Genomic DNA, 21,994 nt, shown 5'->3' on the forward strand with positions numbered 1-21,994 from the left:
CGGCCATGGCACCGGGGTACCCATGACGTGCTTCTTCAGTCCGGCTGCCCCTTGTTCGGTCCGGCTGCCGTGGCCTGTCGCAACATTCCGGGCCTACGGCCTCCGCCGTCCCGTGTCGTACGGCCTCGCACGGCATCGCACACAGCCGGCTCGGCAATGCGGGCGCCGGATCGCAGTTGGACATACCCGGCGTTGGGGGCACCGGGCCCGTGGCGGACCGTGTCACCTCTTCCTCCCGGACGGGCCCGCGCTCTGCCGCGCCGATCGCCTGCGGAGGCGGCCGGCAGTCCAAGAGCGGACGCCTCGATGCGCGCCTCGAGCGCACCCGAACTCGTCGTGCGCGGGACGACGGCACCGCCGCGCTCCTGACGCGCGGCTCGCGGACGCACCGCTCGTGAACGCACCGCTCGCGGACGCGCGGCTCGCGAACACACCGCCGTACACAGCCGTTTCGTACACACGGGTCCGCCGCGTACTCCACTGCGGCGGGTGCCGTGGTGCTGCACGCGACCGACACCGTGACCCGGGTACACGCAGGTCCCCGCGCAAGGAACCCCGATGTCCCAAACGTCCGGCCGCACTCCCGGCGTCACCGAGGTCGAGCACCACGGTGTCGCGCCGATCCCCGTCGAGGAGCAGACGTCCACTCCCCTCGATCTCTTCCGGCTCGCCTTCGGCGGCGCCAACACCTTCGCCACGATCATCCTGGGCACGCTGCCCGTCGCGTACGGTCTGAGCTTCTGGGCGGCCGCGTCCGCGACGGTCACGGGCGTCGTCGCCGGTGCGCTGATCCTGATGCCGATGGCGCTGTTCGGGCCGCGCAACCGCACCAACAACGCGGTCTCGTCCGGCGCGCACTTCGGCGTCGTGGGGAGGTGCGTGGGGTCCTTCCTCTCGCTGCTCACCGCGATCGCCTTCTTCTCGATCTCCGTGTGGGTCAGCGGTGATGCGATCGTCGGGGCAGCGGACCGGCTCTTCGGCCTCGCCGGGGGCGACCCGTTGCGGGCCGCCTCCTACGGGGTGATCGCGACGGCGGTCCTCGTGGTGTGCGTGTACGGATTCCAGTTCATGCTGCTCATCAACAAGATCGCGGTGGTCGCGGGCTCGCTGGTCATGCTGCTCGGGATCTTCGCCTTCGCAGGCGACTTCGACGCCTCGTACCCGGGCACGGGCCACTACGCCCTCGGCGGCTTCTGGCCCACGTGGACGCTGGCACTGCTGGCCGCGCTGGCCAATCCGGTCTCCTTCGGCGCCTTCCTCGGCGACTGGTCGCGCTACATACCCGACCGGCACCGCGCCCGGCGTCTGATGGCTGCGCCCTTCCTCGCGCAGACCGCCAGCCTGCTGCCGTTCCTCTTCGGCGTCGCCACGGCCACGCTCGTCCCCGACCCGAACGACTACGTCGCCGGGCTCTCCCGCGTCGCACCGCTCTGGTACGCGGCTCCGCTCATCGCGATCGCGCTGGTGGGCGGGCTGTCGACGGGGACGACGGCGCTGTACGGGACGGGCCTGGACTTCTCGTCGATCTTCACCAGGCTCAGCCGCGTCCAGTCCACCGTGCTCATCGGAACACTCTCCGTGGCCTTCATCTTCGTCGGCAACTTCGTCTTCGACATCGTCTCCAGCATCAACGCCTTCGCGACGCTGATCGTGCTGTGCACCTCGCCCTGGATGGCGATCATGATGATCGGCTATTTCGTCCGCCGCGGTCACTACTTCCCGGACGACATCCAGGTCTTCAACAGGGGCCAGCGGGGCGGCGTCTACTGGTTCACGCGCGGCGTCAACTGGCGAGGCATGGGTGCCTGGCTGCCGGCGACCGTGACGGGGCTGATGTTCGCCAACACCCCGCTGATCTCCGGGCCTTGGCGCAACACCGCAGGCGGCGTCGACATAAGTCTCGTGGTGACGCTCGCCGTTGCCGCGGTGATCTACGTTCTGCTGCTGTTCGCCTTCCCGGAGCCGCGTGCCGTCTTCGGGCCGCGCGGTCCCCGGCTGGTTCCGTCGAAGGAAGCGGAGACGGAGCCCGTCATGGCGGCATGAGAAGCCGTGCAGCCCCGGGCCGATCCGGGGTACACGGTGCATATGAATCAAATACGGCATAAAGGATTCCTGAGGCTGCTCCTCGTTCTCGTGGCCGTCCTTCTGCCGGTGTTCGCCGTTGCCCCGGGCGCGCAGGCGGCCGGGAAGGCGGACAGCGTCGGCGAGGTGGCCGCGGCGCTGCGAGAGGGCCCCGTCTACGTCGATCCCCGCGCCTCGGACCGGCTGTCCGGCGCCGATGCCAGGGACCTCACGCAGAAGATCAAGGACGAGGACAGGCCGGTCTTCGTGGCTGTGCTGCCGAAGGCCCGCGAATTCCCGCCGGACAACCTGCTCCGGGATCTGCGCGCCCAGGTCGGCGACAGGGGCGTCTACGCTGTCACGCTCGGTGACGGCTTCGCTGCGGGCGCCGACCGTTCCGTCATGTCACGGAGCGCGGTCGACGGTCTGCGCCGGTCGTCCGTGGACGCCGGCGGTGACACACGGGCGAAGCTCGACAGGTTCGTGGACGGCGCGACCAAGGAGGCCAGGGGCAGCGCACCCGCCTCGTGGGACGGCGCCCAGTCCCGGGGAACGGGTGGGGGCTTCGCCCTGGTCGCGCTCCTGGCACTGCTCGTCGTCTTCGCGGGAGGCGCCCTCCTCGTACGCAACCGGGCACGCAAGCAGCAGGCCGAGCGGGAACGCGAACAGCTGGAGAAGCTGCGCCCGGTGGTCGACGAGGACATCACCGCCTTCGGCGAGGAACTCGACCGCATCGGCTTCGACCCGCAGGCCCCGGAGTCGGACGACGCCATGCGCAGGGACTACACCCACGCCATCGACAAGTACGACGAGGCGAAGCAGAAGATGGAGGGCGCCCGCGGACCCGGGCACGTCCGCCCTGTCACGGAGGCCGTGGAGGACGGGCGCTTCGCGCTGGCGACCCTCGAAGCCAGACGGAACGCCGAGCCGCTCCCGGAACGCCGGATGCCGTGCTTCTTCGATCCGCGACACGGCCCCTCCGTAGAGGACATGCGCTGGGCACCCCAGGGCGGCACCGAACGGACCGTGCCGGTCTGCGCGGCGGACGCGGCGCGGCTGAGGGACGGTGCCGAACCGATGGCCCGCAACGTCGACACGCCTGAGGGGCGGCGGCCCTACTGGGAGGCCGGGCCGGTCTACGCACCCTGGGCAGGCGGCTATTTCGGCGGCGCCATCCTTCCCGGCCTGCTCGTCGGTACGTTGCTGGGCAGCTCACTGGGGTCCTGGGGCTACGGTGACGGCTTCGGCGACGGCGGGTTCGACGGAGGCTTCGACGGAGGCGACGGAGGCGGCGGCTTCGACGGAGGCGGCTTCGGAGGCGGGGACTTCGGAGGAGGGGGCTTCTGATCAACGGCCCGTGTCCGGACGGGAGTTGAGAACCCCTTGAGCTGCCGGGTGCCCGTGCGTGAACCGAACGGGTGCCCGGGAGCGATAGAGGGGCGTGAATCTCTTCAGGACCGAGTGGGCCGACCGGAGCGGCGCGCAGCTGCTGCGCGCCGTCGCCGCCGGAGAGGCCGAGGCGCTCGCCGCGCTCTACGACCGGCACGCCGGCCGGCGGCACGTGCGCATCGGCCGCCGGTGCGCGGGCCCCGAGACCGTCGACGATCCCGGCGCCCCGAGCACGCCGGTCCGCAGCCCTGCCGGCTCCCCCGGCCGCCCCCTGACCCTCACCTGACCGCCTGCCCCCGACGCCGGCGGTCAGGCTCGCCTTACTTCGTTTGGCACAGGCAAACGCCCCTGCTGTTGCCGGTTGCCCGGCGTCACCTTTGACTCGATTGTGTGGACGCCGTACGGAGGTGGCACTGATGCTCTCGTCCCGAAGCCTGTTCCGGGAGATCCTGGAGAACGACCGTTCCTTCCAGCTCTTCTGCTCCATCGCTGCCAGCGGGGAGGCGCAGGGAGGCTGGGAGAACGCCCGGATCGCGGCCCTCGTGCCGGAGAGCCTGCGTGATCTCGCCCCGAAGATCACCAAGCACGGAGCGGACGAGGACAAGCACGGACGGATCTTCAACGCCCTGCTGAAGAAGCGCGGCCTCAAGCCCGTCCCCGTCCCGCAGGAGACCGACTACACGATGCTCCTGGAGCGGCGCGGCATCGGGCTGATGCACGAGAAGCTGCGGCGCGACGAGCGGCTCACCGAGCACGACATCATCGTCTATCTCGCGCACAGCAGGGTCACCGAACAGCGGGCCTCCGACCAGATGGCGATGCTGCTCGACAGCTGCGGCGACGATGCAGAGACCGGCCGCGCCATCAGGATGATCAGCAACGACGAGGACAACCATCTGGCCTACTGCCACGAGGAGTTGCTGCGGTTGGCGGCGCAGGGCCACGAGGGAACCATCCGCCGCAGTCTGCGGCAGTGCGCCCGCGCCGAGATCGTCGTCCACCGCGAGGTCTCCCTCGCCGTGATGTCCCACATGGGGCGTCTGCTGGACTGGCCCGCCATCAAGACCGCTTCGCTCGCCGCCGGCATCCACGGCATGTACCAGTTCGAACGGTTCGGCGGCTGGCGCAAGATGGCCAACCTGACGATGCCGGAGAGGCTGGACGCACTCGGTGGACCGGCCGACATCGCCACGACACCCGTCCTCTAGGACACACCCTGGCGGGCCGCCCGCCAGGAACGGGCCCGGTGCCCGGTCAGGCCGGGTGGCTGTCCATCCTGGCAGGCGCTTCGACCGGGCCGAGTCCCGGCGGGCTCCCAGGGCCCGGGGGCCTCAGATCCGGCCGCCCGAGGCCGTGTCGGACGACATCCGCTGCGCGATGTAGATCGGGATGACCGAGAGCAGCACGAGGACCGCGGCGACGACGTTGACCACCGGTGCCTGCTGCGGGCGCGCCATGTTGGAGAAGATCCAGATGGGGAGCGTCTGGGTGTTCGGGCCCGCGGTGAAGGTCGTCACGATGATCTCGTCGAAGGAGAGCGCGAAGGCGAGCATGCCGCCCGCCACCAGGGCGGAACGCACCAGCGGGAAGGTGACGTCGACGAAGGCACGGAACGTGTTCGCGCCCAGGTCCATGGCCGCTTCCTCGTAGCTGCCCGGCATCCGGCGCAGCCGGGCGATCACGTTGTTGTACACGACCACGACGCAGAACGTCGCATGGCCGACGACGACCGTGAAGAGGCCGAGCCCGACGCCGAAGGGTTCGAGCACCGTACGGAAGGCCGTGTTGAGCGCGACACCCGTGACGATGCCGGGCAGCGCGATCGGCAGCACGACGACGAAGGAGAGCGCCTCCCGGCCGAAGAACCGGAAGCGCTGGATGGCGAACGCGATGAGCGTGCCGAGGACGAGCGCCGCGACCGTCGCACCGGCACCGGCCTTGAGTGAGGTGACCAGAGCGTGCCGGGCGCCCGCGCTGCCCCACGCGTCCGCCCACCAGTGGAAGGTGATTCCCGGCGGCGGCCAGCTCGAACTGCGGTCCGGATTCAGCGAGTTGATCAGGACGAGGAAGAGCGGGACGTAGATGACCGCGAAGCCGACCACCGCGGCGACGCCCAGCGTGATTCGTGCGGGCCGGGAGAGTTTCATCGTCGAATGCCTTCGCGTCTCTTGCCGTCGGCGGCTGCGCCGGACGGTGCGGTCAGAGGCTGCTCAGGGCGCCGGTGCGGCGCACCGCGAGCAGGTAGAACACGATGATCACCACGGGGACGGTGCCGAGCGCGGCGGCCAGCGGCAGGTCCAGGGTGATGTTGGAGTAGATGAGATTGCCGATGAGCTGCGTCTTGCCGCCCACGATCTGCACGGCGATGTAGTCGCCGAGGCTGAGGGAGAAGGTGAAGACGGATCCGGCGGCGATGGACGGCAGCAGGATCGGCATCACCACGGAGCGGAAGGTGCGGCCCGACCGCGCGCCCAGGTCGGAGGAGGCGTCGAGGACGCTATGGGGTATCTGCTCCAGCCCGGTGTGGATCGGCAGGATCATGTACGGCAGCCACAGGTACGTCAGCACGAGGATGGTGGCGACGAGTCCGAAGCCGGGCCCGTCGAGGCCGAGGGGTGAGAGCAGCCAGTCCAGCAGTCCGCCCTCGGCGAGGATGAGCCTCCACGCGTACGCCTTGACCAGGTAACTGGCCCACAGCGGCGTGAGGATGGCGACCACGAGGAGGGGCCGCCAGCGGGGAGAGGCGATGCGTGCCGTGAAGAAGGCGACGGGGAAGGCGATCACGACGCAGATGACGGTGACCGCGAGGGCGACGCCCACGCTGCGCAGGGCGACCTGCTGGTAGACGTCCTTGGAGAGCAGGGTCGTGAAGTTGTCCAGGGACCAGACCTTCACGACGTTCGAGGTGAAGGTGTCCGTGGTCCAGAACGCGGACATGAACAGCGCGGTGAGCGAGCCGAGGTAGGCCAGGATCAGCCACGTCAGCGGCGCGGTCAGCAGCAGGGACAGTTGCAGCCGGGGACGGCGGTGAAGGGTCCCGGCTAGCCGCCGGGCGGTGTGCCCGGCGGCCGGCTCGGTGTTGCTCATCGGTGTGGTCCTAGTCCTTGATCTCGGTCCAGGCCTGGACCCACTTGGCGTACGGCACGCACTTGGCGTCCTTGCGGCCGTCGAGGCACTGCTGGGTGGGCGTGGTCCAGTAGTGGACCTTCTTCCAGTAGGGCTCGTCGTCCGCGTGGTAGGTGCGGCAGTGGTTCTTGTCCGCCGTCAGCTTGCACGCCTTCTCGTTGGACGGCGCCTCCCCGAAGTACTCGGCGACCTGGGCGTTCGCCTCCGGCGAGACGATGTGGTCCAGCCACTTGTAGGCGCAGTTGGGGTGCTTGGCCTTGGAGGCGACCATCCAGGTGTCGGACCAGCCCGTCGAACCCTCCTTGGGCAGAACGGCCTTGACCGGAGCCTTCTCGTCCTGCGCGGTGTTGAGGATGACCTGCCACGAGGTGCCGACCACGGAGTCGCCGCTCTTGAAGGCGGAGATCTCCTTGAGGTAGTCGCTCCAGTACTCGCCGATGTTGGCGTTCTGCTTCTTCAGCAGGTCCACAGAGGCGTCGAACTGCTTCTGGTCCAGGGCGTAGGGGTTCTTGATGCCGAGCGAGGGCTTGTGCTTCATCAGGTACAGGGCGGCGTCCGCGATGTAGATCGGGGAGTCGTACGCGGTGACCTTGCCCTTGTACTTGTCGCCCTTGTCGAAGACGGCGGACCAGGAGTCCGGAGCGGGCTTGACCTTCTCGGTGTTGTACATCAGGAGATTGGCGCCGCGGCCGTGCGGGATGCCGTAGGGCTTCCCGTCGACGGAGTTCCAGTCCTTGTTCTTCAGGCCCTTGAAGATGTCCTTGTAGTTGGGCACGAGCTTGGTGTTGACGGGCTCGGCGTCGCCGGAGGCGATGAGGCGCAGCGAGGCGTCGCCGGACGCCGAGACGGCGTCGTACTGGCCCGTCTTCATGAGGCTGACCATCTCGTCGGACGAGGCGGCCGTCTTGGTGTTGACCTTGCAGCCGGTCTTCTTCTCGAAGGGCGTGACCCAGTCGACCTTCGGGTCGTTGCTGCCGTCTTCGGCATAGCCGGCCCAGGCGATGAGGTTCACCGACTTCTCCGCCTTGCCGATCTTCTTCTGCGGTTTGAGATCGGGTGGATCAACGGCTCCCTGGGAGGACGAGGAGGAGCCGGAGGAGCCGCAGGCGGTGGCCAGGAGCAAGGCACCTGCCGCGGCGAGGGTTTTGAGGGTTCGGGACATACGCACGGAGATCTCCACAGTTGGAGGGGCGGCGAATCGTAGGTGCGGCGGAGTCGGTCGACGGGGATGGGAGCGGGAGGCGGAAGCGTCGCTCAAGGCGTCTCTTCCACCCGGAAGTTGTGTCGGTGGTGCCACTGGAGCCTCACCCGTGAGCCACGGAATGCGGCGACGTCCTCGGATGAGGTCTCCAGGTTCTGCTGGACGGCGGTCAGCCGTCCTCCGGCGTCGAGGTCGACCAGGAAGCGCGTGGTGTCTCCCAGATAGACGACCTCGGCGACGGAGCCCTTGGCGGCGGTGTGTTCCGGTTCGTCCTCACCGGTCGCCGACTCCTTGAGTACCCGGATCTTCTCCGGGCGCACGCTGAACGTGCCCGGCTTGCCCACGACCTGCTCGGCGGTCTCGCCGGTGAGCAGGTTGGAGGTGCCGACGAAGCCCGCGACGAAGGGGGACGCCGGACGTTCGTAGATCTCGGCGGGCGTGCCGGTCTGTTCGATGCGGCCGTCCTGGAAGACCGCTATCCGGTCGCTCATCGTGAGCGCCTCGTCCTGGTCGTGGGTGACGAAGACGAACGTGATCCCGACCTCGCGCTGGAGTTCCTTGAGTTCGATCTGCATCTGCTCGCGCAGCTTGAGATCGAGGGCTCCCAGCGGCTCGTCGAGCAGCAGCACGCGGGGGCGGCCGACGAGGGCGCGGGCGAGGGCGACGCGCTGCCGCTGGCCTCCCGAGAGCTGGGAGGGGCGGCGCTTGCCGAACCCTCCGAGGCGGACGTTCTCGAGCGCCTCGGCCGCCCGGCGCAGCCGTTCGGCCTTGGGTACCTTCTGAACCTTCAGGCCGTAGGCGACGTTCTGCTCGACGGACATGTGCGGGAAGAGGGCGTAGTCCTGGAAGACGGTGTGCACATCGCGCTCGAAGGGCGCGAGCCGGGTGACGTCCTTCCCGTCGAGTTCGACAGTTCCGCTCGTAGGCGTCTCGAAGCCGGCGATGAGTCGGAGCACCGTCGTCTTCCCCGAACCCGATGGCCCGAGCATGGAGAAGAACTCGCCGTCCGATATGGCCAGTTCGACGCCTGCGACGGCCTCGGTCCTGCCGAAGACCTTGCGCAGGCTCCGCAGCCGGATGGCATTCCCCTCCATGAACGGGAACCTTTCTGGTGCAGTGGTCGTTGGCGGGTAAATATATGAAGTCATAGTTCAAGGTTCAAGACCGCCCCAAGCCCTCTTCAGGTAAAGCCTGAGCCAACTGACAAGGTGGTGGCCGTGAAGAGAGATCAGGACGGCGCTCGAAGAACGGTCTTCACGCCCATCGGGACGCAGGCACGCGTCGAGGCCGTCGTGCGGCGTCTCGGTGACGCGATAGAGCTCGGCCTGCTCGCCGACGGCGAGCAGCTGCCCGGCGAAGCCGAACTCGCCGCGCAGCTCGGCGTCTCGACGGTCACCTTGCGCGAAGCCCTCATGGCGCTGCGACAACGCGGTCTCGTCACCACACGGCGGGGGCGCGGCGGCGGCAGCTTCGTCACCATCCCCGAAGGGCCCGTCGAGGAACGGCTGCTGGCCCACCTGGGCAGCTGGAGCCTGGAGGAGCTGCGCGAACTCGGGGACTATTGGACGGCTGTCTCCGGTGCCGCAGCCCGCCTGGCCGCGCAGCGCACCGACCCTGACGATCTGCATCAACTGCACCGTTCTGTCGAGGAGTTGGAGAACGCCCCGGACGCGCCCGCGCGCAGCCGCCTGCACGGCCGGTTCCACGTCGAGCTGGCGGCCGCGGCGCAGTCGGCACGGCTGACGAGGGAACTGGTGGGCGTACACGCCGAGGCGGGCGCTCTGCTCTGCCTCGTCCTCGGCGAGGAAAGGCATCTGAAAGACGTCTGTGATCGTCACCGCGCCGTGATCTGTGCGGTGCAGGATGATGCGGCGGAGCAAGCAAGAGCCCTTGCCGAGGAGTGCGTTCACGTCTCCATGGGGCGCCTGGTGGAACTCCGCCTCGGCACCCCCGGCCCGGCCGGCGGCCCGCACACCAAGGAGGGCAACCGTGGGCAGCAGTCCTCGTCCAAGTCACCGCCCCGGTCCCGCGAAGGGCGGAACACAGCTCGTTGACGACGCGGCGGCAGCAGTCGCGGCGGCGGGCGTCCGTGACGCACTGGAGTGCGTCTTCGACGCCGTGACCGAGATCCGTACGGACACCCTGATGCTCCTCGCGGCCGCCTCGGCCGAGGACAGACAGCCCACCACCACCGACCTCGCCGGCCTGCGCCCAGGACTCAAGGAGCGGCTCACCCGGCTCGCGCTGATGTCCGGCGCCGGGTTCGTCGCGGCGCCGGGGCTGCTCGCCGACGCCGAGGCGTGGCTGGAGTGGTGGCAGACGGGGCCGGGCGGCGAAGTGCGTCCGCTGCTGCTGGACCTCGATCCGCAGCACTCGGCGTACTCGGACTACACGCACTGGGAGTGGTACGCGCTGGCGCGTGACACGGGACAGCGCGCGGTCGCCGGACCGTACGTGGACTATCTGTGCTCCGACGAGTACAGCCTGACGCTCTCGATGCCGGTGACCCTCGACGGCCGCTTTACCGGCGTCGCCGCCGCCGACGTCTACCTCCCGGACTTCGAGGCCGCCGTCATGCCCGTGCTGCAACGGCTGCCGGGGCCGGCTTGTCTGGTCAACTCCCGCGGCCGCGTTGCCGTCTCGACGTACGTGGGCCATCTGGCGGGCTCCCTGCTCAAGGGGCCCGACTTCGCGGCGGTTCCGGCGGTGCCCGCGGACGGCGGTGGCGCGGCCGGGGAGAGCGGCGGGCCGGGGACCGGCGAACCCGTCCCCCATGTCCAGGAGGGGCTGGAGCTGCGCGCCTGCGGCGACATCCCGCTCATCCTGGTGACCGGCGAGGACTGACTCGACGGGCCAAGCGTGCTCGCCCAGCACGCGTGCCGCGGCCTGCCCTCCCCGCGACACTTCGGCACCCGTCGAAGTGTCGCGGCAGCATCATGGCCGTATGGAGCCGAAGACAGGACCGTCGCGAGCCGACCGGAGCGGGCAGCAGGTCGCCGAGCTGGCCGGGCTGCTCGCCGACCGCACGCGTGCCTCCGTCTGCCTGGCGCTGCAGGACGGGCGCGCGTGGACGGCGGGCGAGCTGGCGAAGAACGCGGGGGTGACGGCGGCGACAGTGAGCACGCATCTGGACAAGCTCGTCGCGGGCGGCCTGCTGGAGGAGGTGCGGCAGGGGCGCCACCGGTACGTGCACATCGCCGGGCCGCAGATCTCGCAGCTCATCGAGGATCTTGCGGCGCACGCCGGGCCTCCTCCCGCCCCGCGGGGCCTGCGCGCAGCGTCGGCCGGTGCGGCGATGGCACGGGCCCGCACCTGCTACGACCACCTCGCGGGCGCCCTCGGTGTGGGTGTCACGGACGCGCTGCTGGAGCGGGGGCTGCTCCAGCAGTCGACGGGCTTCTCCGTGACCGACGAAGGGCTCGCCTGGTTCGGGAAGCTGGGCATCGATCTGGCACCGCGCTCGGGCAGCCGCCGTCCGATGGCACGCAGCTGCCTCGACTGGACGGAACGCCGGCCGCACCTGGCGGGACGCGCGGGCGCCGCCCTGTGCACCCATGCACTCGAAGAGAGCTGGTGCGAACGCATCGGCAGCCAGCGGGCGTTGAGGGTGACGCGCAAGGGCAGGGACGCGTTCGGGGAGCTGATCGGCATGCGGGTGGAGGCGGCGGCGTGAGCACACACGGGACGAGTGGGACCTTCCGCGACCTGCACCACGGCGAGCGCCCTCTGCTGCTGCCCAACGCGTGGGACCACGCCTCGGCCGCGGCCCTGCACCGGTCCGGCTTCCCAGCGGTCGGCACGACGAGCCTCGGCGTCGCCGCGGCCGCGGGGCTGTCCGACGGAAGCGGCGCCGCACGGGCGCAGACGCTGGCCCTGGGGCGAGGGCTGGCGCGACTGCCGGTGCCGGTGAGCGTCGACATCGAGGGCGGATTCAGCGACGACCCTGCCGAAGTCGCCGCGCTGGGCGCGGAGCTGGCGCGCGCGGGCGTGGCCGGCGTGAACGTCGAGGACGGGCTGCCCGACGGCACGCTCGCCGATCCGGCACGTCATGCGGCGAAGGTGTCGGCACTCAAGGAGGCCGCACCGGACCTCTTCGTCAACGCACGCACCGACACACACTGGCTGGGCACCGACGCCACGCTCGAAGGTGTCCTGCGCAGGTGCGCGGCATACGTCGAGGCGGGGGCGGACGGCGTGTTCGTGCCCGGGCTGGTGGAGAGCGGTGAAATCGCCGCTCTCGTCGCGGAATTGGGGACGATGCCGCTGAACGTGCTCTACTCCCCCGCCCATCTGCGCTGCGACGAGCTCGCGCGGGCCGGCGTCCGCCGCATCAGCCTCGGCTCGCTGCTCTTCCGCGCGGCACTGCAGCGGGCGACAGACCTGGCCGCGTCGATCGCAGCCTCGGACCGCGGCCCTGCGGCTCCCTCGCCGGTGCCCGGCTACGCCGAAGTGCAGGCCCTCCACGCCGACTTCGCGCCGCGGCCGTAGGCACACGGGGCCGTGCTCACTCGGGACTCAGATCTCCGCACCGTCCGCTTCGTACGCCGCCAGCGCGGCCTGACGACGGGCGAACAGCGAACGGAGCGCTTCCTCGGCCGCATCGGAGTCGAACTCCCCGTCGTGCGCCTCACGCGCCAGCAGGATGCGGGCCTCCGATTCCGTCGCCGCCCACGCGTGCCGCGCGCGCTTGTTGGCGGCGATCCGCACACTGCTGCGCAGGAACCCCGCGCCCGACGCGAACCCCGCGGCCAGCAGTGCCAGCACCGCGGCGGGCACCCGTGCGTTCTCCGTCGCCAGCCCGGCCGCTCCGGACACTCCGGCGAGGAGGGCTGCCGGGAAACCCAGCGCGACATCGATGTAGGCCCAAAGCTGCACCCTGCGATGGGCGATGCGCACCCGGCCGGCCGCTTCCCACCGCAGAGCCTCGACTTCGGTGCGGAAGCGGGCCGCCAGAGTCAGCGAACGATCGCCGTCGTCATCGTCGGTATCAATGCCGTTCCGAGAAGCGACCACGCGAGAAGCGTCGCAGAACAGGGCTGATTACGGGGGGAGTTGGCGGAATCACGCCCCGCGTCCGACGGCCGTGCTGCGCGTCCCGTGAAGACCTCCCACGCGCTCCACCGGGCCGTCTCAGGCCAGTGCGCCGGCAAGGATCCGGGCCGTCTTCGCGATCAGCGGGTGGTCCGGCTCGGCGTCGGCGGACCTCTTCGTGGTGAGGACGGCCAGAACGATCGGCACCTGGTCGCCCGCTGTCCAGGCGACGCCCACGTCGTTGTCGGTTCCGTAGTCGCCGGCGCCGGTCCGCTCCCCCAGGGTCCAGCCCTCGGGGAGTCCGGCGCGCAGCCCCTCGCCCCCCGTGGTGTTGCCCTTGAGCCAGTCGGTCAGCTGCAGGCGCTCGGCGCGCCCGAGGACGTCGCCCAGGGCCAGGCGCATGTAGGTCCGACCGACGGCCCGCGGCGAGGTCGTGTCCCTCACGTTCCCGGGCTCCGCCGAGTTCAGCTCCGGCTCCCACCGGTCGAGGCGTGTCACGTCGTCCCCGACGGAACGGCAGAAGCGTGTCACGGCGGCGGGGCCGCCGAGTTCGCGCAGGAGGAGGTTCGCCGCGGTGTTGTCGCTGTAGCGGAGCGTGGCGTCGCAGAGCTGCCGGACGGTCATTCCGTCGGCGAGGTTGCTGCGGGTGCCGGTGATCGGCGAGTGGTCCTCCAGGTCGGACCGGGAGTAGCGGATGTGCTCGGCGAGACGGTCGCCGCCGTCACGGTCGCGGTCCTTCAGAAGTGCCGCCACCGCGAGGGGCTTCCATGTCGAGCACATGGGGAAACGCTCGTCCGCGCGGTGCGCGACCGACCTCCCCGTCCTGGTGTTGTGCGCGAACACCCCCAGGCGTGCCCCGTGTTCACGCTCCAGCTTCTTCAACCGGCCGGTGACCGCGGCGTCGTGCGACCGGTGCGGGGAGGGAGCCGCAGGCTTGTCACCGGCAGCGGATGTGCAGGCGGCCAGCATGCTCCCCGCGCCGGCGGCGAGCAGTGTGCGGCGGGCGGGCCGGGACGCGGACACGCTCAACTCGACGCCTCTTTCGCTGTGTTCGGACTCCATACCAGTGAATCAAGACATCCTGGGAGCCCCGGCCGGTTCCGGCCACAAGGTTCGCCCACTTCACACCGTTGTCGACCACATCGCGCACGGCATCGACCATCTGCCGGTTGCAGCAGCCATCCGGTCGGCCGCCCCGCCCCTCCAGCCATAGGAACAGGCAGCGATTCCCGCACCACCTGCCACGCCGTCTCCGAGCCGTAACACGGGATGCGGTCCGGCCAGTCCGCCACGTTCCCGAACTGGTGCACGAGACAGTCACACGTCTGTGACGTCGGCCAAGAGGCCCTGCCGTCATGCACCCCCTCCGGCGCGATCACCCGATCAGGGCCCTTGTTCGACCAGACAAGCCCGTTGATCGGTAAGCAGAATCCTTCTGACCCAGCTCAAAAGCACGGTCACTGCGCAGACGTCCCATCAGCACGACCAGCGAAATACCGATCCAGAATCTCCGGACTATCGGGAGTGAAAGTCCACTCTTGAAGGATCCGCGGCAGGTCAGACTCACTCAGCCAGCTGTGCCAGGCGACCTCATTTGAGTTCGGCATGACAGCCCGCGGAACGACGGCATCGCACACCCCAAGCCAGTGAGGGCTCAGCCCGCTTCGGTTAAGGAACTTGAACCGAAAGCGTACTGCCGCCGACACCCCAAGTTCCTCCTCCAGCTCACGGGTGGCTGCCTGCTCATAAGACTCCCCGACCACCAGGGCTCCACCCACTCCGACCTCGTAATGCCCCGGGAATCGGGGCACCTGCTCAGCACGCCGATGGACGAGGATCCGACTCTGCCGGTCGAGACACACGACCACGGCAATCCGGTGCAGCCAGCCCTCCCGGACGGCATCTCTCCGACTCACTGGCCCCAGCACACAGTCCTGTGCATCGACACGTTCCACGACCTCATCCACGACGCACACGATCGCAGGGCCCACTGACAGCAGCCCTCGATGCTGGACTGCCAAGTCTCCAGCTCCCGATCAGGGCCCTTGTTCGACCAGACAAGCCCGTTGATCGGTAAGCAGAAGCCTTCTAAGGCCGGAAGCCGGGAATGATTACGACGAGCAGAACCCCAGGGGTCTCCGTCCGGTGAGCACCGACCGCTTGTCTGGTACCAGAAGTTCGAACACCGCAAGAGGCTCTATCCAGTCCGCGTCACCAGTTCGGGTGACGCACAGGGCGCCGCACCACGCGGTCGGACTCCGCCACCGAGACCGCTAGGGCAGGACCGCGATGCCGTCCAGTTCCACCATCGCCTCCTCGTCCCACAGGCGGGAGACGCCGATGACCGCCATCGCCGGGTAGTCGCGGCGGGCGTGGCGGCGCCACACGGCGCCCAGGTCGCGGGCGACGGCCCGGTAGGCAGCGACGTCGGTCGTGTAGACGGTCACACGGGTGAGGTCCGCGGGGCTTCCGCCGGACGCGGACAGCGCCGCCAGCAGATTGGCCAGCGCCTGCTCGAACTGGTCGGTGAGCGTGCCGCCGACGATGGCTCCCTCGCCGTTCAGCGCCGTCTGGCCGGCGAGGAAGACGATCCGCGAACCGGTCGCGGTGACGGCGTGCGAGAAGCCGGTGGGCGGGGAGAGTTCGGGCGGGTTGGTGCGCTGGAGGTGGGGATGGGGACGGAAGTCGGCGTCGGTCACCGGTAGAGCTCCTTCGCGATGATCGAGCGCTGCACTTCGCTGGCGCCCTCGTAGATGCGGGGCGCGCGCACCTCGCGGTAGAGGTGTTCCAGGAGGTGCCCGCGCTGGAGCGCGGCGGCGCCGTGGATCTGCACGGCGGTGTCCACGGCCTGCTGCGCGGTCTCCGTGGCCAGCAGCTTCGCCATGGCGGCGCGGCGTGCGATGTCCGGCTCACCGCGGTCGTAGGCCGCTGCGGCCGCGTAGACGAGCAGACGTGCCGCCTCGATGCGGGTCGCGGTCTCCGCCAACTGGTGCGAGACGGCCTGGAGATCGCTGAGCCTGCCGCCGAACGCGGGCCGTGTTCCGGCGTGTTCGACGGCCGCGTCCAGGGCGGCTTGCGCCATGCCGGTCGCGAACGCGCCGACGCTGGGCCGGAACAGGTTCAGCGTGCGCATCGCGACGCCGAAGCCGCCGTCGACCTCGCCGAGGAGGTCTTCGCGGGAGACGGGGACGCCGTCGAAGGTGAGCGTGCCGATCGGGTGCGGGGAGATCATCTCCAGCGGCTCGCCGCCGAGTCCGGGCCGCCCGGCCGGTACGAGGAAGGCGGTCACGCCGCGGGAGCCGGTGCCCTCCGTCGTACGGGCGAAGACGGTGAAGACGTCGGCGTCCGGGGCGTTGGAGATCCAGGTCTTGGTTCCGGTCAGGCGCCATCCGTGCCTGTCGCCGGTGCCGTCCGGTTCGGCGCGGAGGGTGAGGGCCGCCGCGTCGCTGCCCGCGCCCGGCTCGCTCAGCGCGAAGGCGGCCACAGCACGTCCTGCGGTCACCTCGCCGAGCCAGCGTGCGCGTTGCGTGTCCGTGCCCGCGAGGGCGACCGGGCCGGCACCGAGGCCCTGAAGGGCGAGCGCGGTTTCGGCCTCGGTGCAGGAGTAGGCGAGGGATTCGCGCAACAGGCACAGGTCGAGGGCGCTCGCGGGGCGCCCGTCCGATGCGAACAGGCGGCCCAGCAGGCCGAGTTCACCGAGGGCGGCGAGCAACTCGCGGTTGATGCGGCCGTCCTGCCCGGCCTCGACGAGGGGCCGCAGCTCACGGACTCCGAGCGTGCGCAGCTCCTCACACCACTTGTGCTGCTCCGGTTCCAGCGCGAACGCGGGCATCGGCGGGCCTCCTCCTGATGGCGGCTGGTGCTCGCAGTCGCTGATCCTCTATCGCGGACCGTTGACTGTCGTCACCAACACGTTACGCTCAACGGCAGACCGGCGACACCGGCACACGGCACACCCCTGAGGGGGCTTGCGATGCATCTGAGCCCGTCCGCACACGTCGACACCTTCGCCCGGGAGCATCTGCCCCCGCCCGAGGACTGGCCACAACTGGTCTTCGACCGGCCCGAGCTGCGCTACCCGGACCGCGTCAACTGCGGCGCCGAGCTGGTCGACGGCTCCGCCGAGCGGTACGGCGCCGAGAGGCCGGCCTTCCGTAGCGACGACGGCGAGTGCTGGAACTACGGCGAACTGCGCGCCCGCGTGGACCGGATCGCCCATGTCCTCACCGACGTGCTGGGCGTCGTCCCGGGCAACAGGGTGCTGCTGCGCGGCCCCAACTCCCTTCATCTGGCGGCCTGCTGGCTCGCGGTGATGAAGGCGGGAGCGGTCGCCGTGACGGTGCTCGCGGCGCAGCGCGCGCACGAGCTTCGCACGGTGTGCGCGATGGGAGAGGTCAGCCATGCGCTGTGCGACGCGGCATTCCTGGACGAGCTGACGAAGGCGGACATACCCGGGCTGCGGGTGACGGCGTTCGGCGGCGACGGCCCGGAGGATCTGCTGACCTTGTGCGCGTCGCAGCCCGACCGCTACGAGGCCGTCGCCACCGCCGCGGACGACGTCGCGATGATCGCCTTCACCTCCGGCACCACCGGAAAACCCAAGGGCTGCGTCCACTTCCACCGTGACGTGCTCGCCGTAGCCGACACCTTCTCCGCGCACGTACTGCGTCCGACGCCGGACGACCTCTTCGCGGGCAGCCCGCCACTGGGCTTCACCTTCGGGCTGGGCGGCCTGGTCATCTTCCCGCTGAGGGCCGGCGCGTCGGCGCTGCTCGGTCAGTGGAGCGGCCCCGAGCAGATGCTCGCGGCGGTCCAACGGCACCGTGTCACCGTGCTGTTCACGGCTCCGACCGCCTACCGCGGGATGCTCTCCAAGATCGGCACCGCCTCCTCGGGGGCTGCGAACGGCGAGCGCACGTACGACATATCCTCGCTGCGCCGCTGCGTCTCCGCCGGAGAGAACCTGCCCGCCGCCACCCACGAGGCATGGCAGGAGAGGACCGGACTGCGGATGATCAACGGCATCGGGGCGACGGAGATGCTGCACATCTTCGTCTCCGCCGCCGACGAGGCCGCCCGCGCCGGCACCACGGGTGTGGCCGTGCCGGGCTTCGAGGCCCGAGTGGTGCGCAAGGACCAGGAGGGTCATCTGACTCCGGTGCCGGACGGTGAACCGGGACTGCTCGCGGTGCGCGGCCCCGTCGGCTGCCGCTATCTCGCGGACCCGCGGCAGCGCGAGTACGTCTGCGACGGCTGGAACCTCACCGGCGACACCTACATACGCGGGGCGGACGGCTACTTCCGCTACGTCGCACGCGCCGACGACATGATCGTCTCGGCCGGCTACAACATCGCGGGCCCGGAGGTCGAGGAGGCCCTGCTGCGGCATCCCGGCGTGGCCGAGGCGGCCGTCGTGGGACGCCCCGACGAGCGGCGCGGCCAGGTCGTCGTCGCCCATGTGGTGCTGCGGGAGGGGACCGAGGCGGGAGCAGGGACGGCCGAGACGCTGCGCGAGTTCACCACCGGCCAGCTCACGCCGTACAAGTGCCCGCGTGAATTCGTCTTCGCCGACTCCCTGCCGCGCACACCGACGGGAAAGCTCCAGCGGTACCTGCTGCGGGAAGCCGGCCCCGAAGAGGCCGAGCCGCAGCAGATCGAAGCGGGTCAGGCCGCGGACGGCCTCCCCGCCTAGAGTGACCGCGTGAATCAGCAGCAGCCCGCCGCCAGGCCGTCGCCGAGTTCGCTCATCCTCACCTTCTACGGGGCGTACGGGCGTGCCTTCCCCGACAGCACCGTGCCGGTCGCGGCGCTGATCCAGCTGCTCGGCGCGGTAGGCGTGGACGCGCCGTCGGTCCGCTCCGCCGTGTCGCGGCTGAAGCGGCGCGGTCTGCTCAGCGCGGACCGGCCCGGCAGCAAGGCGGCCGGGTACGCGCCCTCGGAGGCCGGGCGGCAGCTCCTCGACGACGGCGACCGCCGCGTCTACGCCCGCCCCGTGGCGGACGGCCACTGGCTGCTGGCCGTCTTCTCGGTCCCGGAGAGCGAGCGGGGCCGCCGCCACATACTCCGCTCACGCCTCGCACGGCTCGGCTTCGGCAACGCCGCTCCCGGCATCTGGATCGCCCCCTCCCACCTGGAGGAGGAGACGCGTCACAGTCTGGGACGGCTCGGTCTCACCCCGTACGTGGATCTCTTCACCGGCACGCACGAGGGCTTCGAGCCGACCGCGGACGCGGTGGCGCGCTGGTGGGACCTGAAGTCCCTGGCGGCGCTGCACCGCTCCTTCCTCGACGTGCACGAGCCGGTGCTGCGTTCCTGGTCGCGGCGTCGGCAGGTGCCGCCGGAGGAGGCGTACCGCGACTATCTGCCGGCCCTCGACGCCTGGAGGCGTCTCCCCTACGCCGATCCGGGGCTTCCGGCGGCCCTGCTGCCCGCGGACTGGCCCGGCGAGCGCTCCGCGGAGGTCTTCTTCGCGCTGCACGAGAAGCTGCGGGAGCCGGGACGCGACTACGCGGTGGGCTTCGCACAAGGCTGACCCGCATACGCCCGGCCGCGCACCAGCAGGACCTCCCGGCAGCTGCCGGACCGCAATACCCTTGAGGTATGTACGCACGACGGCGCAGGCGTTACTTCGTGCTGATGGCTGTTTGCCTGGTGCTCTTCGTCAGCGCGTGGAGCTTCGTGCGTCTGATCTCGGTTCCGGCCGCGGTCGGGCTGTGCGTGGCGGCGCTGGTGATTCCGCCCATCGCGGCGATCGTCGGCAACCGGCGCGAGCCGGACGACCGCTGGTTCGACGAGGACTGGAACCCCGACAGGGACACCTATCGAAGGTGACGCGGCGGAAGACGCCCGGCAGGCACCGTACGTACCGTCTGTGACAGGCAGGCGCTACAGCGTGAGCCGCTGCTTGGGCGCGTCGGTCCGGCCCGTCGGGGGTTTGCGGCTGCCCGCACGGTAGGGCAGCGGCCAGGGTGCTCCGGGCCCCTGGTATTCCTGGTCGGCCGCCGCGTGCAGTGTCCAGTGCGGGTCGTACAGGTGCGGTCGTCCGAGCGCGCACAGATCGGCACGCCCTGCGAGCAGCAGCGAATTGACGTCGTCCCACGAGGAGATGGCGCCGACCGCGATGACGGGTATGCCGATGGTGTTGCGGATGCGGTCGGCGTACGGCGTCTGATACGAGCGTCCGTAGTCGGGCCGTTCGTGGGCGACGACCTGGCCGGTGGAGACGTCGATGGCGTCGGCGCCGTGCTCGCCGAACGCGGCAGCCACGTGCAGCGCCTCCTCGGGTGTGATGCCTCCCTCGGCCCAGTCGGTGGCGGAGACGCGTACGGTCATCGGCCGCTCCTGCGGCCACACTTCGCGCACCGCGTCGAAGACCTCGAGCGGGAAGCGGAGGCGGGCGTCGATGCCGCCGCCGTAGGCGTCGGTGCGGCGGTTGGTGAGCGGTGAGAGGAAGCTGGAGAGCAAGTAGCCGTGGGCGCAGTGGAGTTCGAGCAGGTCGAAACCGGCCCGTGCCGCTCGCCGTGCCGCGTCGGTGAACTCCTCGCGGATCTCTGCCAGTTCGGCGGACGTGAGGACCTGCGGCACCTGGTTGACGCCCTCGCGGTAGGGCAGGGGTGAGGGGGCGACGAGCGGCCAGTTCCCCTCCGGCAGCGGCTCGTCGATGCCTTCCCACATCACCTTGGTCGAGCCCTTGCGGCCGGAGTGCCCTATCTGCACGCCGACGGCGGTGCCGGGCGACTGCGCGTGCACGAAGCCGGTGACGCGGCTCCAGGCCGCCTCCTGCTCGCCCGTCCAAAGGCCCGTACAGCCGGGCGTGATGCGGCCGTTCGGTGATACGCAGACCATCTCCGTCATGACGAGACCCGCTCCGCCCAGCGCGCGGGCCCCCAGATGCACGAGGTGGAAGTCGCCGGGGGTGCCGGCCTCGCCGTCGGACGAGTACATGTCCATGGCGGAGACCACGACCCGGTTGCGCAGGGTCAGTTCACGCAGCCGGAAGGGCGTGAACATCGGCGGGGTGCCCTCGGGAACGCCGGCCTCGGCCTCTACCCCGGCGACGAATCCGGCGTCGCGCAACCGCAGGTTGTCGTGGGTGACGCGGCGGCTGCGGGTGAGCAGGTTGAACGCGAACTGCCGGGGCGGCTGGTCCGTGTAGGTGGCCAGATCCTCGAACCACTCCAGACTGCCGCGTGCCGCGCGCTGCGTGGAGAGGACCACGGGCCGGCGTTCCTCCTCGTACGCCGCCAGCGCCGCGGGCAGGTCGGGATGCTCCTCGATGCAGGCCGCGAGCGCGAGGGCGTCCTCGACGGCGAGCTTGGTGCCGGAGCCGATGGAGAAGTGCGCGGTGTGCGCGGCGTCGCCGAGCAGCACCACATTGCCGTGCGACCAGCGCTCGTTGAGCACCGTACGGAAGGCGATCCACTGCGAGTTGTTGCCGCGCAGGGGGCTGCCGCCGAGGGTCTCGGGGAAGAGCTTGGCGCACCGCTCGGCCGAGGCACGCTCGTCGAGCTGGTCCAGCCCCGCGGCCCGCCAGACCTCCTCGCGGGCCTCGACGATGACGGTGGAGGCGCCGGGGCCCGACTCGTCCGCGCGCTCGTACGGATAGGCGTGCAGCTGCAGCACGCCGTGCTCGGTCTCGGCGATCTCGAAGCGGAAGGCGTCGAGTGCGAAGTCGGCGGCGAGCCAGATGTAGCGGCAGCGGTGCGTGGTCACGTGCGGACGGAAGACGTCGGCGAAGGCGTCCCGTGTGGCGCTGTGCACCCCGTCGGCGGCGACCACCAGGTCGTGGGAGGCGGCCAGTTCGGCCGGCGCGGGTGCCTCGCTGCGGAATCGCAGGTCCACGCCCAACTCGCGGCAGCGCTCGTGCAGTACGGCCAGGAGACGGCGGCGTCCCAGTGCGGCGAAGCCGTGGCCGCCGGAGGTGAGAGTGCGGCCGCGGTGCACGATGTCGATGTCGTCCCAGCGCACGAACTCCTGCTGGAGCGCGGCGTACACGGCCGGGTCCGCGTGCTCGATGCCGCCCAGGGTCTCGTCGGAGAGGACGACGCCGAAGCCGAACGTGTCGTCGGGGGCGTTGCGTTCGTGGACGGTGACGCTGCGGGAGGGGTCGAGGCGCTTGAGGAGGGCGGCCGCGTACAGTCCGCCGGGTCCGCCGCCCACGACCGCGACGCGCATGCCCGCCCCGTC

At 70.4% G+C, this 21,994-nt stretch carries 21 protein-coding genes; 11 read left to right on the plus strand and 10 right to left on the minus strand.

The window, feature by feature from the left end; all coding sequences use genetic code 11:
* Positions 1 to 558 precede the first annotated feature (558 nt).
* The 4 genes from I004_RS0124465 to I004_RS0124480 all read left to right on the plus strand — a co-directional run bounded on the left by I004_RS0124465 (position 559) and on the right by I004_RS0124480 (position 4,658).
* Positions 559 to 2,043, plus strand: coding sequence for a cytosine permease (locus I004_RS0124465; protein ID WP_028437655.1), 1,485 nt, complete (start codon positions 559 to 561; stop codon positions 2,041 to 2,043).
* A gap of 42 nt (positions 2,044 to 2,085) precedes the next feature.
* On the plus strand, positions 2,086 to 3,408 hold the full coding sequence (locus I004_RS39925) for a hypothetical protein (protein ID WP_051345403.1): 1,323 nt from the start codon (positions 2,086 to 2,088) through the stop codon (positions 3,406 to 3,408).
* A gap of 94 nt (positions 3,409 to 3,502) precedes the next feature.
* Positions 3,503 to 3,736, plus strand: coding sequence for a hypothetical protein (locus I004_RS0124475; protein ID WP_028437657.1), 234 nt, complete (start codon positions 3,503 to 3,505; stop codon positions 3,734 to 3,736).
* Between the two features lie 130 nt (positions 3,737 to 3,866).
* Positions 3,867 to 4,658: a hypothetical protein gene (locus I004_RS0124480; protein WP_028437658.1), complete on the plus strand. Its 792-nt coding sequence runs from the start codon at positions 3,867 to 3,869 to the stop codon at positions 4,656 to 4,658.
* A gap of 123 nt (positions 4,659 to 4,781) precedes the next feature.
* Here I004_RS0124480 and I004_RS0124485 read toward each other — a convergent pair whose 3' ends face one another.
* The 4 genes from I004_RS0124485 to I004_RS0124500 form a co-directional block, all read right to left on the minus strand.
* Positions 4,782 to 5,597 (minus strand): ABC transporter permease, encoded by an 816-nt coding sequence (locus I004_RS0124485; RefSeq protein WP_028437659.1) that lies wholly within the window; start codon positions 5,595 to 5,597, stop codon positions 4,782 to 4,784.
* Between the two features lie 52 nt (positions 5,598 to 5,649).
* Positions 5,650 to 6,537, minus strand: coding sequence for an ABC transporter permease (locus I004_RS0124490; protein ID WP_028437660.1), 888 nt, complete (start codon positions 6,535 to 6,537; stop codon positions 5,650 to 5,652).
* A gap of 10 nt (positions 6,538 to 6,547) precedes the next feature.
* Entirely contained in the window at positions 6,548 to 7,744 is a 1,197-nt protein-coding gene (locus tag I004_RS0124495; protein WP_028437661.1) for an ABC transporter substrate-binding protein, read from the minus strand.
* Between the two features lie 86 nt (positions 7,745 to 7,830).
* Positions 7,831 to 8,871, minus strand: a complete 1,041-nt coding sequence (locus tag I004_RS0124500) for an ABC transporter ATP-binding protein (protein WP_028437662.1) — start codon at positions 8,869 to 8,871, stop codon at positions 7,831 to 7,833.
* A 114-nt stretch (positions 8,872 to 8,985) separates the two neighbouring features.
* Here I004_RS0124500 and I004_RS35830 point away from each other — a divergent pair, with 114 nt between their 5' ends.
* The 4 genes from I004_RS35830 (at position 8,986) to I004_RS0124520 (ending at position 12,265) form a co-directional block, all read left to right on the plus strand.
* A complete protein-coding gene (locus I004_RS35830; RefSeq protein WP_106965434.1) occupies positions 8,986 to 9,831 on the plus strand; it encodes a GntR family transcriptional regulator in 846 nt (281 codons plus the stop codon).
* Positions 9,767 to 10,621: a cache domain-containing protein gene (locus I004_RS0124510; RefSeq protein WP_028437663.1), complete on the plus strand. Its 855-nt coding sequence runs from the start codon at positions 9,767 to 9,769 to the stop codon at positions 10,619 to 10,621. The genes I004_RS35830 and I004_RS0124510 overlap by 65 nt, the downstream gene beginning before the upstream one ends.
* 100 nt (positions 10,622 to 10,721) lie before the next feature.
* Complete coding sequence (locus I004_RS0124515) at positions 10,722 to 11,450, plus strand: winged helix-turn-helix domain-containing protein (RefSeq protein WP_028437664.1); 729 nt, start codon at positions 10,722 to 10,724, stop codon at positions 11,448 to 11,450.
* On the plus strand, positions 11,447 to 12,265 hold the full coding sequence (locus tag I004_RS0124520) for an isocitrate lyase/PEP mutase family protein (protein WP_028437665.1): 819 nt from the start codon (positions 11,447 to 11,449) through the stop codon (positions 12,263 to 12,265). The genes I004_RS0124515 and I004_RS0124520 overlap by 4 nt, the downstream gene beginning before the upstream one ends.
* Positions 12,266 to 12,292: 27 nt before the next feature.
* Here I004_RS0124520 and I004_RS0124525 read toward each other — a convergent pair whose 3' ends face one another.
* From I004_RS0124525 to I004_RS0124545, 5 genes are all read right to left on the minus strand, one after another.
* Positions 12,293 to 12,790, minus strand: a complete 498-nt coding sequence (locus I004_RS0124525) for a hypothetical protein (RefSeq protein WP_486580203.1) — start codon at positions 12,788 to 12,790, stop codon at positions 12,293 to 12,295.
* 117 nt (positions 12,791 to 12,907) lie between these two features.
* Positions 12,908 to 13,870: a class A beta-lactamase gene (gene bla, locus I004_RS0124530; RefSeq protein ID WP_051345387.1), complete on the minus strand. Its 963-nt coding sequence runs from the start codon at positions 13,868 to 13,870 to the stop codon at positions 12,908 to 12,910.
* Between the two features lie 395 nt (positions 13,871 to 14,265).
* Positions 14,266 to 14,763, minus strand: a complete 498-nt coding sequence (locus I004_RS38475; RefSeq protein ID WP_199779460.1) for an NUDIX domain-containing protein — start codon at positions 14,761 to 14,763, stop codon at positions 14,266 to 14,268.
* Between the two features lie 318 nt (positions 14,764 to 15,081).
* Complete coding sequence (locus tag I004_RS0124540; protein ID WP_028437669.1) at positions 15,082 to 15,507, minus strand: RidA family protein; 426 nt, start codon at positions 15,505 to 15,507, stop codon at positions 15,082 to 15,084.
* A complete protein-coding gene (locus I004_RS0124545; RefSeq protein ID WP_028437670.1) occupies positions 15,504 to 16,640 on the minus strand; it encodes an acyl-CoA dehydrogenase family protein in 1,137 nt (378 codons plus the stop codon). The genes I004_RS0124540 and I004_RS0124545 overlap by 4 nt, the downstream gene beginning before the upstream one ends.
* Positions 16,641 to 16,781: 141 nt before the next feature.
* On the opposite strand from I004_RS0124545, the gene I004_RS35835 reads away from it, so the two are divergent.
* The 3 genes from I004_RS35835 (at position 16,782) to I004_RS0124560 (ending at position 19,639) form a co-directional block, all read left to right on the plus strand.
* Positions 16,782 to 18,500 (plus strand): AMP-binding protein, encoded by a 1,719-nt coding sequence (locus I004_RS35835; RefSeq protein WP_051345388.1) that lies wholly within the window; start codon positions 16,782 to 16,784, stop codon positions 18,498 to 18,500.
* 9 nt (positions 18,501 to 18,509) lie between these two features.
* Complete coding sequence (locus tag I004_RS0124555; RefSeq protein WP_028437671.1) at positions 18,510 to 19,340, plus strand: PaaX family transcriptional regulator C-terminal domain-containing protein; 831 nt, start codon at positions 18,510 to 18,512, stop codon at positions 19,338 to 19,340.
* A gap of 68 nt (positions 19,341 to 19,408) precedes the next feature.
* Complete coding sequence (locus I004_RS0124560; RefSeq protein WP_028437672.1) at positions 19,409 to 19,639, plus strand: DUF3099 domain-containing protein; 231 nt, start codon at positions 19,409 to 19,411, stop codon at positions 19,637 to 19,639.
* A gap of 54 nt (positions 19,640 to 19,693) precedes the next feature.
* Here I004_RS0124560 and I004_RS0124565 read toward each other — a convergent pair whose 3' ends face one another.
* A complete protein-coding gene (locus I004_RS0124565) occupies positions 19,694 to 21,982 on the minus strand; it encodes a bifunctional salicylyl-CoA 5-hydroxylase/oxidoreductase (protein WP_028437673.1) in 2,289 nt (762 codons plus the stop codon).
* Positions 21,983 to 21,994: the final 12 nt, after the last annotated feature.

Source organism: Streptomyces sp. TAA486 (assembly GCF_000426165.1).

Bases quoted from the DNA above. Each gene is read 5' to 3' on its own strand.
- I004_RS0124465 (WP_028437655.1), top strand. From the start codon at position 559: ATGTCCCAAACGTCCGGCCGCACTCCCGGCGTCACCGAGGTCGAGCAC.
- I004_RS39925 (WP_051345403.1), top strand. From the start codon at position 2,086: ATGAATCAAATACGGCATAAAGGATTCCTGAGGCTGCTCCTCGTTCTC.
- I004_RS0124480 (WP_028437658.1), top strand. From the start codon at position 3,867: ATGCTCTCGTCCCGAAGCCTGTTCCGGGAGATCCTGGAGAACGACCGT.
- I004_RS0124485 (WP_028437659.1), bottom strand. From the start codon at position 5,597: ATGAAACTCTCCCGGCCCGCACGAATCACGCTGGGCGTCGCCGCGGTG.
- I004_RS0124490 (WP_028437660.1), bottom strand. From the start codon at position 6,537: ATGAGCAACACCGAGCCGGCCGCCGGGCACACCGCCCGGCGGCTAGCC.
- I004_RS0124500 (WP_028437662.1), bottom strand. From the start codon at position 8,871: ATGGAGGGGAATGCCATCCGGCTGCGGAGCCTGCGCAAGGTCTTCGGC.
- I004_RS0124515 (WP_028437664.1), top strand. From the start codon at position 10,722: ATGGAGCCGAAGACAGGACCGTCGCGAGCCGACCGGAGCGGGCAGCAG.
- bla (WP_051345387.1), bottom strand. From the start codon at position 13,870: ATGGAGTCCGAACACAGCGAAAGAGGCGTCGAGTTGAGCGTGTCCGCG.
- I004_RS0124545 (WP_028437670.1), bottom strand. From the start codon at position 16,640: ATGCCCGCGTTCGCGCTGGAACCGGAGCAGCACAAGTGGTGTGAGGAG.
- I004_RS35835 (WP_051345388.1), top strand. From the start codon at position 16,782: ATGCATCTGAGCCCGTCCGCACACGTCGACACCTTCGCCCGGGAGCAT.
- I004_RS0124560 (WP_028437672.1), top strand. From the start codon at position 19,409: ATGTACGCACGACGGCGCAGGCGTTACTTCGTGCTGATGGCTGTTTGC.
- I004_RS0124565 (WP_028437673.1), bottom strand. From the start codon at position 21,982: ATGCGCGTCGCGGTCGTGGGCGGCGGACCCGGCGGACTGTACGCGGCC.